Source organism: Streptomyces sp. H27-H1, from assembly GCF_026627445.1.
In the GTDB taxonomy this organism is placed as follows: Bacteria; Actinomycetota; Actinomycetes; order Streptomycetales; family Streptomycetaceae; genus Streptomyces.
Genome location: NZ_JAPNLJ010000024.1, coordinates 64,419 through 77,259, shown reverse-complemented (window position 1 = coordinate 77,259; position 12,841 = coordinate 64,419). Strand labels below are relative to the sequence as shown.

Genomic DNA, 12,841 nt, shown 5'->3' with positions numbered 1-12,841 from the left:
AGCACTGCTACCATCGGAGTCATGTCAACGGCCCGAGAGCGTATTCTGGAAGCCACCGTGGAGCTGCTCGCCACCAAGGACGCACCGGCGATCTCCACCCGCGCCATCTGTGACCGGGCCAAGGTCGGCATGCCCGAGATCTACCGTCAGTTCGGCGACAAGGAGGGGCTGCTCACCGCGGTGGCCGACATCGGCTTCGAGCGCTTCCTCGCCAACAAGAGGCGCAATCCGCAGACCGGCGATCCGGTGGCGGACCTGCGCACGGCCTGGGACAGCCACGTCGCGTTCGCGCTCCGCAACCCCTACCTCTACCGGCTGATGTTCACCCCGACGGGAGAGGCCAAGCCGCAGGCGATCGGGGAAGCGCAGGCCCTGCTCCTGTCGGCCGTGAAGCGGTGCCGCGATGCCGGACGGCTGCGGACGAGCCCGGCCCTGGCCGGCCAGTCGATCCTCTCCGCGAACGTGGGCGTGTGCCTGATGGCACTCTCCTTCCCCGAGCTGTTCGGGGGTCTGGACATCTCGCAGTCTGTGCGTGACGCGGTGATCGGGAAGGTCACCGGCGACGAACGGGAGGACGCGAGGATCGGCTCCGCGACCGTCCTCGCCCAGGCCCTGGTCGCCACCCTCACCGGATCGGCGCCGGCGGACGAGGAGAGCGTCAGCCGCCTGACCCACGCGCTGCGCACCTCGGGCCCGGCCTGAAATTCCGGAGGGCAAAGCCGTGGAGAACCGGCTCCACGCCGACGACAGCCCTGACGGCATGGCCGTCGGCCACCGTGGCCGACGAAGAAGGCCCAGGTCGCTGACCTGGGCCTTCTCGGAAGAACGGAGGGGGGCGTAATCGCTGCGTCCCGGCTCGGTCCTGGTCGCGGGCGGGGGCCCGCCGGTCCCGAGGGGCACGCCGACCTCAGGGCGAGGTCGGCGGAGCGGATGTCCCGGCGGCGCGGCGGTACTCGGCGTTGATGCGCTGGGCTTCTTCGAGCTGGTCTTCGAGGATGACGATGCGGCAAGCCGCCTCGATGGGAGTGCCCTGGTCGACGAGTTCGCGGGCGCGGGCGGCGATGCGCAGTTGGTAGCGGGAGTAGCGGCGGTGCCCGCCGGGGGAGCGGAGCGGGGTGATCAGGCGGGCTTCGCCGAGGGCGCGCAGGAAACCCTGGGTGGTGCCGAGCATCTCGGCGGCCCGGCCCATCGTGTAGGCGGGGTAGTCGTCGTCATCGAGACGGCCGAACGAATCGTCTGCTGTCATTGCACCTCTCTCGTGAAACGCATGGAGGGGCCCTGGCGCCGTACGGCACCAGGGCCCCGAAGGAACTACTACACCATCTGTCGGCCCTGATACTGCGCCGACCCCGTGTTTCCGCCGACCCGGCCGAGATGCTGCCGGGAGTGCGGGGATCGCGGTTGCTTGACCGGAGACCACCTCGCTATCGATGTCCTGCGGTACCCGGGCTCAGACTTCGACCCGGGCGATCCTGATGGCGCCTGGCCCCTCCGTTCTTCCCTCGTGGATCAACTGACTTCACTGACTTCACTGCTGGGTACTGCCACTGCATCAACTGCGGTACTGCTCGCGGCGGCCCCTGATGACTGCGGGCCACCCGGTCCGGTCGTCAGTCCCGTCGCCGTCCTGCAAAGCTCTGGCTTCGGAACTCCACCACCGCACCGTTCTGCGTAACGCACCTGCGTGTACTGCTGCCCAGCAGTTCGTGTCTGCCAGGCCCTGCTGTCTTTCTGGCTTACGAGAAAAACCATAACCACGCCGCCGCCCAATGTCTACTCTGGCCGGGATAGATTTTCGTGTTCCCTGGGTGAAGCTAGATGACCATGAAGGCCTTAGGATGCGCAGGGCGGCTTGCGCTGCTGGTCAGGAGCTCGGGGACGGCGGCCGCCGTCCGAAGGCAGCGGCTCCATGTCCCGCGGGACGGCCGGCGAATAGAATCGGCCTCATGTCGAAGCTTGACGAGCTGCTCGTTGACGTCGCCGCCCTGGTGGAGTCCGAGCTGAGCAACCAGATGTCCCTGACCGTGGTCACCGGTGGCGCTGTCATCACCGGTCGGCTGGCTCCCGAAGCCGTCTGGAGGCAGCGGGTGTCGGAGGTCCTGACGGACTCGGCCCGCTTGGGTGAGTTCGCCGCCATCTTCACCGGCCCCCCGCGCCGGGAGGGCCCGCCCACCCATCTGCACTTCCACATGGCCCGCATCCTCCAGGGCGCGGTGGGGATCCCGGAGACGGGTGGCATGTACCGCGTCTCGATCGCGGACATCAGCGCCTGGACGATGGGCGACGTCAGCTACTCCGACCTCTGAGCCGGCGCCGCCCGGAGACATCGGAACGCAGAACGCGGACCGCAGAACGCGGACCGCAGAACGCGGAAGGGCCCGGCCGGCGGGTGCCGGTCGGGCCCTTCTCGTGGTTCGGGTGTGCGCCTCGTGGTTCGGGGGCGCGCTCGGGCAGGGCCCGTAGGTCAGACGGTCGCCGGGGCGCCGAGCATCGCGGAAGCCTGCTCGAGCGGGCTGAGCGACGGCGCGGGCGCGGGGGCGGTGGGAATGCCGCGGCAGGTGAAGCCGAGCTGGGTCATGGCCCGCAGGACCTCGCCGACGCTGAAGTCGCGTCGGTCCTGGCGGGTGACGACCTGGCCGACCTGCTTGACCGGGTAGGCACGGCGGCCGATGATCACGGACTCACCGATGACCGGCTCGGGCTTGATGCCCTTCATCGATTCCACGACACCGCTGTGGGTCAGGTCGAACGGGAAACGGGCGATGACACAGCGCATGATGCCTCACAGAAAAGTAGAAGGGGACGATTGTGCCGTGGGTGATACGGCTCAGTGTGCAAGGGCGAGGACGCCCGAAGGGCGGCCTCGTCCGTCGATGACGGGCAGGGCATCGAGCCGGCGGTGGCGCATCGGATGCTCGGCCTCGGCCTTGGTGGTCGAGAGCGAGGCGAACGGTCCGCGGTCGACCAGGACTTCGCGCAGCCGGCCCCGGTCCGTGTACGTGTCCCCCTGACGGATGGCGGCGAGTTGGGCCTGGGTGACCAGCCCGGTGCACACGCCGTCATCGTCGCAGACAAGCAGATGGCCCGTGCGGGCGCCGGCCATGACCGCCGAGGCCACTTCGACCGTCATATCGTCACAGACCCGCAGAGCCGCTGCCTCCGGGGCATCGCCCACCGTCCGGTGCACAGGGTTGGCACGCGTCGAGCGGGACTCCATCTGGACCAGGGTCAAAGTGTGCCTCCTGCAGAGATGGGCCAGTTTCCTGATCACACAGAGATCAGGCCGCCGCATCGAAGGTGGACTGCCGTACGTTCGCGCGCCGGTCACCCGAAAGGGGCTTGCGCCGGCCGCGGGAGGCCGTGCTGCGCTTGGGCCGCTCGGACACCGGTGCGGTGATGGTGACCGGGATGCCGGAGGGTGCCTGGGCGCCGGTGATGCGCTGCAGCGCCTCTTCGCCGGAGCGGACCTGGGTGGTCTGCGGGGTGATCCCCGCGGCGGCCATCAGGCGGGCCATGTCGCGGCGCTGGTTGGGGGTGACCAGGGTGACGACGCTGCCGGATTCGCCGGCGCGGGCGGTGCGTCCGCCGCGGTGGAGGTAGTCCTTGGGGTCGGTCGGCGGGTCGATGTTCACGACGAGGTCGAGGTTGTCGACGTGGATGCCGCGCGCCGCCACGTTGGTGGCGACCAGCACGGTGACGTGACCGGTCTTGAACTGGGCGAGAGTGCGGGTGCGCTGGGGCTGGGACTTGCCGCCGTGCAGCGCTGCGGCCCGTACTCCGCTGCTCAGCAGGTGTTCGGTCAGGCGGTCGACGGCGTGCTTGGTGTCCAGGAACATCATCACCCGGCCTTCGCGGGCGGCGATCTCCGTGGTCGTCCGCTGCTTGTCGGCGCCGTGGACGTGCAGGACGTGGTGTTCCATCGTCGTCACCGCACCGGCCGAGGGGTCCACCGAGTGCACGACGGGGTCGGTCAGGTAGCGGCGCACCAGCAGGTCGACGTTGCGGTCCAGGGTGGCGGAGAACAGCATCCGCTGGCCTTCGGGACGCACCTGGTCCAGGAGGGCGGTGACCTGGGGCATGAAGCCCATGTCGGCCATCTGGTCGGCCTCGTCGAGGACGGTGATCGCGACCTGGTTCAGGCGGCAGTCACCACGGTCGATGAGGTCCTTCAGCCGGCCCGGCGTGGCCACGACGACTTCCGCGCCTCCGCGCAGCGCGCCGGCCTGCTTGCCGATCGACATGCCGCCGACGACCGTGGTCAGGCGCAGCTTCACGGAGCGGGCGTACGGGGTGAGGGCGTCGGTCACCTGCTGGGCCAGCTCGCGGGTGGGGACGAGGATGAGAGCGAGCGGCTGGTGGGGTTCGGCGCGCTGCCCGGCGGTGCGGGCCAGCAGGGCGAGGCCGAGGGCGAGGGTCTTGCCGGAGCCGGTGCGGCCGCGGCCGAGGACGTCGCGGCCCGCGAGGGTGTTGGGCAGGGTGGCGCCCTGGATCGGGAAGGGCACGGTCACGCCCTGCGCGTGGAGGGCCGCCAGCAGCTCCCCGGGCATGGCGAGATCGGCGAAGGCCAGTGCGGCGGGCAGCGCCGGGGTGATCGTCTTCGGCAGGGCGAACTCGCCCTGGATGGAGGCGGGCCGGCGGCCGTAGCCACCGGAGCGGCTCGGGCCTCCGGAACGGCTCGGACTTCCCGAGCGGCTCGGGGCGGAGGAGCCGTAGCGACTGCCCTGGGACGAACCGGCGCCCGCGCCGAATGCGGGGCCGCCGGTGCGGCTGCGGGTGCGGGAGGAACGCTCGTTCTTGCGCGTGGGGTTCATTCTGAACCTTCCTTGATACGGCGCGCACCAAGGAATTCCCGCAGCGAAAGAGCAGCGCAGGGAATCACGAGAACGGGCCGAATGGAATGCGGATCTGGCCTACAGGAAATCTGTACGGGCGCAGGCGCTGAAATGGGTGACGTCCGGTGGATGTGAAATCCGGGACTTCGATCGAGGGGTACGGTCCGAGGAGGACTCGACCTTGAATGCTCGGTCCCGCAGGCAAAACCACTGCGGGAAATGCGCGCAGCTGGGGCCCGCACCCCGAGGGATGCGGGCCCCAGCTGCACAATGCCTGTCGGCGTCAGGCGAGAACGATGTTCTCGGCCGTCGGGCCCTTCTGGCCCTGTGCGATGTCGAAGGTGACCTTCTGGCCTTCGAGCAGCTCGCGGAATCCCTGGGAGGCGATGTTCGAGAAGTGGGCGAACACGTCAGGGCCGCCACCGTCCTGCTCGATGAAGCCGAAACCCTTGGCCGCGTTGAACCACTTCACGGTGCCATCAGCCATGCGATATCTCCTTTGGGGCATACACCGGAATCCGCAAAATAGCGGACACTGTGTCGCCGCGATGATGCCCCGACCGGAAAATGACCCGGAAATATAAAGCGCTTCCATCTGGCGCGGAGGCCGACCGGAGGCGCTTGAAGTTTTTGGGTACCACAACTGCAACCGACATTTACGGTACCACGCTGCAGTGGCGTGTGTACGTTAAATGCTCACGCCCTGTACGCCGCCGCAAAAACTCTCCCCGGGGCGATCGCCAAACTCTGATACCGCGGACATAGATATTGATTCACGGCGAGTGCAGCGTCTAGAAAATAGCGCTCCAAGCCGACTCGCGACGGGTGTTCGGCATCGCCAACGACAAGATCGCGACCCCGCGCTTGTCCACCGACTGGTGGACGCCGGGTTCAACTGGTCGAGGCTGCCGGGAGACCGGTCCCGCGGACCAGCATGTGACGCATGAGAACTCGCCCCGTACATATGGCCCGTTGGAGTGCCCGACACCCCTGGAGCGCGATCACCGGTTGGTTCCTGTTCGTCGTTCTGTGCCTCGGCGCCGGGATCGCCGTCGGTGGCAACCCGGCGACCACCGAGGACTTCTGGGTCGGGGAGGCGGGCCGCGCCGAATCGATGGCGACCGACGGCGGCCTCCAGCGCCGGCCCACCGAACACGTCTTGATCTCCGCGCGGAACGGTCTTCTGGACGAGCGGGCGGCCGAATCCGCGGCGCGTGACATCACCGGTCGCATGGCCGCGCTGCCCGAGGTGGACAGCGTGGCGGCCCCGGTCCGCTCGGCCGACGGGACGGCCCTGCGCGTGACGGTGGTCCTGAAGGGTGCCGAACTGGACGGCAAGAAGAATGTCGTCGCGCTCCTCGAGCAGACCGCGAAGGTGGCCGTCGCCCACCCCGGCCTCGTCGTGGAGGAGACCGGCTCACCCGCCATCAGCAAGGGCGTCAACGACCAGCGCGACGACGACCTGGCCCTCTCCGAACGCCTCACCCTGCCGGTCACGCTCGTCATCCTGCTGATCGTCTTCGGCTCGGTGCTCATGGCCGGTGTGCCCCTGCTGCTGGCGCTCTCCTCGATCGCCGCCACCACAGGCCTGGCCATGCTGGCCTCCCACGTCCTTCCCGACCCCGGGGTCGGGACCAACATGATCCTGCTCATCGGCCTCGCCGTGGGCGTCGACTACACGCTCTTCTACCTCAAGCGCGAACGCGAGGAACGGGCCCGCGCCGGAGGCCGGCTCACCCCCGAGGCACTGGTGGAGCTCGCGTCGGCGACGGCCGGCCGGGCCATCGTGGTCTCCGGCCTCGCGGTGATCGTCTCCACAGCGACCCTCTACCTGGCCACGGACGTCATCTTCTCCTCCCTGGCGACGGGCACGATCCTCGTCGTGGCGGTCGCCGTGCTCAGCTCACTCACCGTGCTTCCCGCACTGCTGGTGAAGATCGGCCACCGCACCGAACGCCGCGCCGCCAAGAAGGCCGCCCGGCGAGCGAGCCGGGGCAACCCGGCCCGTACACAGCGGGTGAAGCCCGAGAACGGCAAGGTGTTCGCCGCCCTGCTGCGCCCCGCGCGGCGCCGCCCCGCGCTCACCCTGTGCGTATCCGTACTGGTCATGCTCGCCATAGCGGCGCCCGCTCTGGGCCTGAAGCTCATCGACCCGGGCAAGGACACCTTCTCCCGCGACATCCCGGCCATGCAGGTCTACGACCGGCTGACCGGGCGGTTCCCGGAGATCCTGGTCAAGCACGAGGTGGTCGTCCGCTCCACCCCAGACCGGGCCCCGCGGGTCAAGGAGGCCCTGGCGGAGCTGGGGCGTCGGGCCCAGGCGGACCCGCTGTTCGCCCGTGACGCCGAGCCGAAGGTGCGTACGTCGGCCGACGGGCGGATCAGCGTGCTCGAACTGGCCGTGCCGTACCCCGCCCCCTCCGACCGGGCGATCGAGTCGCTCGACCACCTCCGTGAGACGTATCTGCCCGCCACGGTCGGCGCACTGCCCGGCGTGGAGACGGCGGTGAGCGGTGACGTGGCGCGCGGCCAGGACTACGTGAAGCACGAGACCGGCAAACTGCCCCTGGTCATCGGGTTCCTCCTGCTGCTGACCTTCGTGATGACCGCGGTGGCGTTCCGCTCGGTGGGCATCGCCCTGATCGGCGTACTCCTCAACCTGCTGTCCGCCGCGGCCGCACTGGGCGCGCTGGTCCTGGTCTTCCACGGAACCTGGGCGGAGAACCTGCTGGACTTCGATTCCCTCGGCGCGATCGGGTCGCGCGTACCGCTCTTCCTCTTCGTGATCCTCTTCGGCCTGTCGATGGACTACCAGGTGTTCGTGGTCAGCCGGATCAAGGAGGCCATGGAGAACGGGCTGACGGCCCGCGCGGCAGTGCTCGACGGCATCGGCCGCTCGGCCAAGGTGGTGACCAGCGCGGCGATGGTGATGGTCACGGTGTTCGCGGCCTTCGTCTTCCTGCACCTGACGGAGATGAAGCAGATGGGATTCTGCCTGGCTGTCGCGGTCCTGCTGGACGCCGTGGTGATCAGGATGATGATCCTGCCGTCGATCCTGCTGCTCCTCGGCGACCGGGCCTGGTGGCCCCTGCGCCGCTCCCCGCAGCGCGTGAACGCCGCCCCCGCCGCCCGTCCGCTGCAGAACGTAGTCTGACGAACATGCTTCAACGGCCGCAGCGCGGAGACCCGTTCTGGATATGGGCGCTCCATTGGTGGGAGTGGCTGTCCTGGGCGCTGATCGCCCTCGTCACTCTGATCACGGTCCTGGGCGACGCCCCCGCGACGACGAGGTACGGGTTGCCGGCGCTGGTGGCCGTACTGGCGCTCTGCTACGCACTCGTGCGCGGCTATCCAGACAACCCGGTCCTACGCCCCTACGGGTATCTGTGCGTCCTGGTCGCCGTGTTGGGAGGTCTTTCCTACGTCGGCGACGGCCTCGGGGTGTTCTACACGGTGACGCTCGCGCAGTTCGCCGTCTTCGTGGACAGCCTCAGGTCCGCGGTCGTGTACACGGGCCTCGGCGCCTTGGCGATCACGGTCGGCGGAACACTGCGGGAGGGCTGGCGTGCCGACGTTCTCGCGGCCAATGCCGTCTCCTCGCTCGCCGTGTACGCGGTCGGCATCCTGATCGCGCTGCTGACGCCCCGGGCGCTGGCCCAGCGGGATGAACGGGCCATACTCAGAGCGGAGTTGAGCTCCGCCCGGCTGGAACTGGCCGAGGTGTACCAGCGGCAGGGCGCGGCGGAGGAGCGCGAGCGCCTGGCCCGGGAGATCCACGACACCCTCGCCCAGGGCTTCGCCTCGATCATCGTGCTGGCCGAGGCGGCCCGGTCCGGACTCGCGGTGGACGCCGGCAGAAGCGCCCTGCAACTGCAGTCCATCGAGCAGACCGCCCGGGAGAATCTCGCCGAGGCCCGGGACCTGGTCGGCGCCGCCCCTCGCAGCGGCGTGGCCGCTGGATCGGTCGCCACCACCCTCCGCCGCACCTTGGACCGGTTCACCGAGGACACCGGGCTCGTCGTCACGGCGGAGCTGGCGGACGTCGACTGCGACCAGCCGACCCGGGTCGCACTGCTGCGGTGCACCCAGGAGTCCTTGGCCAACATCCGCAAACACGCGGCCGCCGGGGAGGTGGGCGTGGTCCTGGCGAGGCACCCCGGTGGCGTCGAGCTGGAGATCACCGACGACGGCTGCGGATTCGTGGTCGAGGAGTCCCACGGCTTCGGACTGGACGGGATGCGCAAGCGCCTCGCCGAATTCGGCGGTGATCTCCTCGTCACCAGTTCGCTCGGTGGCGGTACCCGGATCCTTGCGACGATCCCCTTGAACGGTCAGGAGTGACATGACGACTGCGACAACGACGGCGACTGCGAAGACGAGCGCGACAACGACGGCGACAACGGCTGTGCCGACGACTGCGACAGCGACAAAGGGCCCGCTCCGCATCATCCTGGCCGACGACCACACGGTGATGCGCGCCGGCCTCGTCGCGCTGCTGTCCTCCGAGCCCACCATCGACATCGTCGGAGAGGCGGGGGACGGCCGCGAGGCCGTACGGCTCGTAGAGCAGCTCGAGCCGGATGTGGCGCTGCTCGATCTGCGGATGCCCGTACTCGACGGGGTGGGCGCCACCGTGGAGATCGTCGGGAGCCGGGCGCGGACCCAGGTACTCATCCTGACCACGTACGACACCGATGCGGACATCGAGCGCGGAGTCGAGGCGGGAGCGACCGGCTACCTGCTCAAGGACGCCACTCGCGATCAGCTCGTCGAAGCAATCCACTCGGCTTCCCGGGGCGAGACGGTCCTCGCGCCGCGGGTCGCGCAACGGCTCGTGGCCAAGATGCGGCAGCCCGCGCCGGTCACGCTCACCGCGCGCGAGTCCGAGGTGCTCGGCGCGGTCGCCGACGGTCTGTCCAACGCCGACATCGGCCGCCGGCTGTTCATCGGAGAGGCCACGGTGAAGACCCACCTCCTGCGCATATTCGCCAAACTCGATGTCAGCGACCGCACGCGCGCAGTCGTCGTGGCCATGAACAGCGGCCTGCTGCCGGGGCGTTGACCTGGCGACGGTTTCTCTGACTGCCGGCGCGGGGCGGTGTGGCGCGGGGCGGTGCGGCAGTCAGAGGAACCGGCGGATGGGGGCGACCGCGAGCTCCCGTAGCCGTTGCGCCGCGGAGCGGCGGTTCCAACGTCCTTGCTCCATCTGCTCGCTGGCCCGCAGGTCCTGGTCGAAGTGGAGGTCCAGGGTTGCGGTGAAATCCTCGTCCAGGACCGCGAGCATGACCTCTTCGTCGTGGTCCAGGGAACGACGGTTGAAATTGGTGGAGCCGGTGAGCGCGGCGATCTGGTCGACGGTGATGACCTTGGCGTGCATCATCGTCGGCTGATACTCGAAGATCTTCACTCCGCAGGCGAGGAGGTCGGCGTAGAAGCGCTGACCGGCCAGCCGGCAGACCCGCTTGTCGGTGTGGGGGCCGGGCAGGAGGATCTCGACCTCGACGCCCCGGCGGGCGGCCGCGCACAGCAGCTCGATGAAATAGACGTCCGGGGCGAAGTAGGCGGTGGCCAGGCGGAAGCGTTGCTGGGCGGATTCGATGGCGACCCGGATCAGGGTCTGCATGTCCTGCCAGCCGATGCTCGCCGAGCCGCGGACGACCTGCACCACTGCCCCGCCCTGCGGAACGTGCTCGGTGAAGCGGTCCCGGTCGTCGAAGAGGGTGTCGTGGCATTCGGCCCAGTTCTGCGCGAAAGCCGCCGCGACGCCGTCCACGGCGGGGCCGCGCAGCTGGACGTGGGTGTCGCGCCACTCGTTCTCGTTGCGGGCGTCGCCGCACCACTCCTCGGCGATGCCGACTCCGCCGGTGTATGCCGTCTGCTCGTCGACAACGAGCACTTTGCGGTGGCAGCGGTGGTTCTGCTTGAGCGGCGAGAGGTGGAGCGGCTTGCGGAACCAGGCCACGTCGGCCCCGGCGTCCTCCATCAGATCGAGCAGGTCCTGTTCGATGAGCCGGCTGCCGAAACCGTCCAGCAGGAGCCGCACCCGGACGCCCGCACGGGCCCGGTCCGCCAACGCCTGGGCGAATTGGCGGGCTATATCGCCGCGCCAGTACACGAAGGTCATCATGTCGATGGTGTGTTCGGCGGTGCGGATGCTGTCCAGCATCGCGGTGAAGATCTCGTCCCCGTTGCGCAGGACGGTCAAGGCGTTTCCTTCGGTGGCGGCGATGCCTATCAGCCGTTCGAGCCGGCGCCGCATCCGCTGTTTGCGCTCGGCCACCGACAGCAATGGTGCGTCGGTCGTCCCGCCGGTGAGTTCCGACCTGCTGGTTGCACTCGTCATGACTCCACCTGGCCGCTCGGGAAACACCCACCCCACACGTCCGGCAACCGCCGGGGCGAGCCGACTGTACACAGGCGCCGAGCAGCCCGGGTTCGGGGTACGCAGCCTCGGGCGTAAGTGCTGACTACGCCTGTGGCCAGTCGTAGCCGTCCGGATCCTCGGCCCGGATGGCCATGTCTCGCAGCACCTCTGCCGAAGAGGTGGCCGGGTCGCTCTCATCGTGGACCAGGGCGAGTTCGACGTACGCCGCCGCGAAGGCGGCAGCCAGTTGAGTGACGGCCAGGCCCATCTCGCGGCCAACCTGGTCGGCCACCTCCTGCAGCGAGGAGTCGGACGAGAGCTCGATCTTCGGCATCGCTTCGGTGAGGAACTGGCCCATGAGGTTGGGCTCGTCCTCGGGTACGTCGTCGGCCTCGGGATGGCGGAACGTGTCGTAGGCCTCTGTCAGGATGCCGACGACCTTCTTGATGACCTCGTTCTGGTCCATCTCGTGAGCGTAGACGCCGTATCCGGCAAGGGCTGCGGCTTTGGCGGAGAGCGCTTGCGCACGTGCCTCTGGAGACCGTATCGCGGTCCGCGAGGAGTGCGTGCTCTCCCGGTTCGGGCGGCTATGCGGGCGCGAGCCCTCCGCCTGAAGCAGCGGTGGGCCGGGGTGGCAGCGCTCCTGGTTCGACCTGGTGCGACGTCGTTCGCGCAGCCGTCAGACGATCGACGGGCTCCGGCGCTCAAGGAGGACGACGTCGCGCCAGACGCCGTGGTGGCGGCCGACGCGCTCGCGGGTGCCGATCACCCGGAAGCCGGCGCGCTGGTGGAGGGCGAGGCTTGGACCGTTCTGGGGGAAGATGCCGGACTGGATCGTCCAGATACCCGCCGCCTCCGTGGACGCGATCAGCTCATCCAGCAGCGCTCGGGCGACACCCCTCCCACGAGCGCCCGGGTGGACGTAGACGGAATGCTCCACTACGCCCGCGTACGCGCACCGGTCGGAGACCCGGCCGGCGGCGACCCAGCCCAGCACCTTGAGGTCCTCGCCAAGGGCGGCGAAACGGTGTTCGGGCAGCCTGGCGGAATCGAAGGCCGCCCACGTCGGTGCGGCGGTCTCGAAGGTGGCGTTGCCCTCGTCGATCCCGGCCTGGTAGATCGCCAGGACCTCGTCCGCGTGTTCCGGAAGCAGCGGAGCGATGCGCATCCCGTCAGGCCGCCTTCGTCGCGGCGGTGGCCAGCAGGGCGCCCATTGCTGCCAGGACGGCAGGCTCGACCCGGTAGTACACCCAGGTCCCGCGCCGCTCGGAGGACAGCAGGCCTGCGTCCTTGAGCTTCTTCAGGTGGTGGGAGACGGTCGGCTGCGAGACGCCGACATCGGAGATGTCGCACACGCAGGCTTCCCCGCCCGCGTGGGAAGCGACCAGCGAGAACAGCCGCAGCCGCACCGGGTCACCCAGGGCCTTGAACATCTTTGACGTCCGCTCGGCCTCCTCCGCGCTCAGCGGGCGCTCGTTCAGCGGCGGGCAGCACGGCGCGACCGGCTCACTGAGGACCGGCAGCGCGACCACACTCGATTTCGACATGTATCGATATTGGCATCGGTCGATGCCGTGGTGCAAGCTCCAGGTGTCAGTCATATCGATAAACGTCGAATCAGAAGATCGACGGAAGCCTGCCAACG

The 12,841-nt window shown here is 69.0% G+C and carries 14 protein-coding genes; 5 read left to right on the top strand and 9 right to left on the bottom strand.

What is annotated here, in order from left to right:
- Window positions 1-21 precede the first annotated feature (21 nt).
- Entirely contained in the window at window positions 22-702 is a 681-nt protein-coding gene (locus OTB20_RS24780) for a TetR/AcrR family transcriptional regulator (protein ID WP_267820742.1), read from the top strand.
- A gap of 205 nt (window positions 703-907) precedes the next feature.
- Here the strand turns inward: OTB20_RS24780 and OTB20_RS24775 are convergent, their stop codons facing one another.
- Complete coding sequence (locus OTB20_RS24775) at window positions 908-1,246, bottom strand: MerR family transcriptional regulator (RefSeq protein ID WP_267820740.1); 339 nt, start codon at window positions 1,244-1,246, stop codon at window positions 908-910.
- A 700-nt stretch (window positions 1,247-1,946) separates the two neighbouring features.
- On the opposite strand from OTB20_RS24775, the gene OTB20_RS24770 reads away from it, so the two are divergent.
- A complete protein-coding gene (locus OTB20_RS24770) occupies window positions 1,947-2,306 on the top strand; it encodes a hypothetical protein (RefSeq protein WP_267820738.1) in 360 nt (119 codons plus the stop codon).
- A gap of 158 nt (window positions 2,307-2,464) precedes the next feature.
- Here the strand turns inward: OTB20_RS24770 and OTB20_RS24765 are convergent, their stop codons facing one another.
- The 4 genes from OTB20_RS24765 to OTB20_RS24750 all read right to left on the bottom strand — a co-directional run bounded on the left by OTB20_RS24765 (window position 2,465) and on the right by OTB20_RS24750 (window position 5,319).
- Window positions 2,465-2,776 (bottom strand): SCO5918 family protein, encoded by a 312-nt coding sequence (locus tag OTB20_RS24765; protein WP_267820737.1) that lies wholly within the window; start codon window positions 2,774-2,776, stop codon window positions 2,465-2,467.
- 51 nt (window positions 2,777-2,827) lie between these two features.
- The gene (locus OTB20_RS24760) at window positions 2,828-3,232 is read right to left on the bottom strand and encodes a CBS domain-containing protein (protein WP_267820736.1); all 405 of its coding nucleotides are present in this window, start codon (window positions 3,230-3,232) and stop codon (window positions 2,828-2,830) included.
- A 46-nt stretch (window positions 3,233-3,278) separates the two neighbouring features.
- Window positions 3,279-4,811, bottom strand: coding sequence for a DEAD/DEAH box helicase (locus tag OTB20_RS24755; protein ID WP_267820734.1), 1,533 nt, complete (start codon window positions 4,809-4,811; stop codon window positions 3,279-3,281).
- Window positions 4,812-5,115: 304 nt separating this feature from the next.
- Window positions 5,116-5,319 (bottom strand): cold-shock protein, encoded by a 204-nt coding sequence (locus OTB20_RS24750; RefSeq protein WP_267752993.1) that lies wholly within the window; start codon window positions 5,317-5,319, stop codon window positions 5,116-5,118.
- 456 nt (window positions 5,320-5,775) lie between these two features.
- On the opposite strand from OTB20_RS24750, the gene OTB20_RS24745 reads away from it, so the two are divergent.
- From OTB20_RS24745 to OTB20_RS24735, 3 genes are read left to right on the top strand one after another with little or no spacing between them, the layout of a single operon-like run.
- Window positions 5,776-7,986, top strand: coding sequence for an MMPL family transporter (locus OTB20_RS24745; RefSeq protein WP_267820732.1), 2,211 nt, complete (start codon window positions 5,776-5,778; stop codon window positions 7,984-7,986).
- Window positions 7,987-7,991: 5 nt separating this feature from the next.
- Complete coding sequence (locus OTB20_RS24740) at window positions 7,992-9,173, top strand: sensor histidine kinase (RefSeq protein WP_267820730.1); 1,182 nt, start codon at window positions 7,992-7,994, stop codon at window positions 9,171-9,173.
- Window position 9,174: 1 nt separating this feature from the next.
- Complete coding sequence (locus OTB20_RS24735) at window positions 9,175-9,894, top strand: response regulator (RefSeq protein ID WP_267820728.1); 720 nt, start codon at window positions 9,175-9,177, stop codon at window positions 9,892-9,894.
- A gap of 60 nt (window positions 9,895-9,954) precedes the next feature.
- Here the strand turns inward: OTB20_RS24735 and OTB20_RS24730 are convergent, their stop codons facing one another.
- The 4 genes from OTB20_RS24730 to OTB20_RS24715 all read right to left on the bottom strand — a co-directional run bounded on the left by OTB20_RS24730 (window position 9,955) and on the right by OTB20_RS24715 (window position 12,743).
- Window positions 9,955-11,175 (bottom strand): phospholipase D-like domain-containing protein, encoded by a 1,221-nt coding sequence (locus OTB20_RS24730; protein WP_420716481.1) that lies wholly within the window; start codon window positions 11,173-11,175, stop codon window positions 9,955-9,957.
- 124 nt (window positions 11,176-11,299) lie between these two features.
- Entirely contained in the window at window positions 11,300-11,662 is a 363-nt protein-coding gene (locus OTB20_RS24725) for a hypothetical protein (protein WP_267820726.1), read from the bottom strand.
- A 213-nt stretch (window positions 11,663-11,875) separates the two neighbouring features.
- Complete coding sequence (locus OTB20_RS24720) at window positions 11,876-12,364, bottom strand: GNAT family N-acetyltransferase (protein ID WP_267820725.1); 489 nt, start codon at window positions 12,362-12,364, stop codon at window positions 11,876-11,878.
- A 4-nt stretch (window positions 12,365-12,368) separates the two neighbouring features.
- Complete coding sequence (locus OTB20_RS24715; RefSeq protein ID WP_267820724.1) at window positions 12,369-12,743, bottom strand: ArsR/SmtB family transcription factor; 375 nt, start codon at window positions 12,741-12,743, stop codon at window positions 12,369-12,371.
- Window positions 12,744-12,841: the final 98 nt, after the last annotated feature.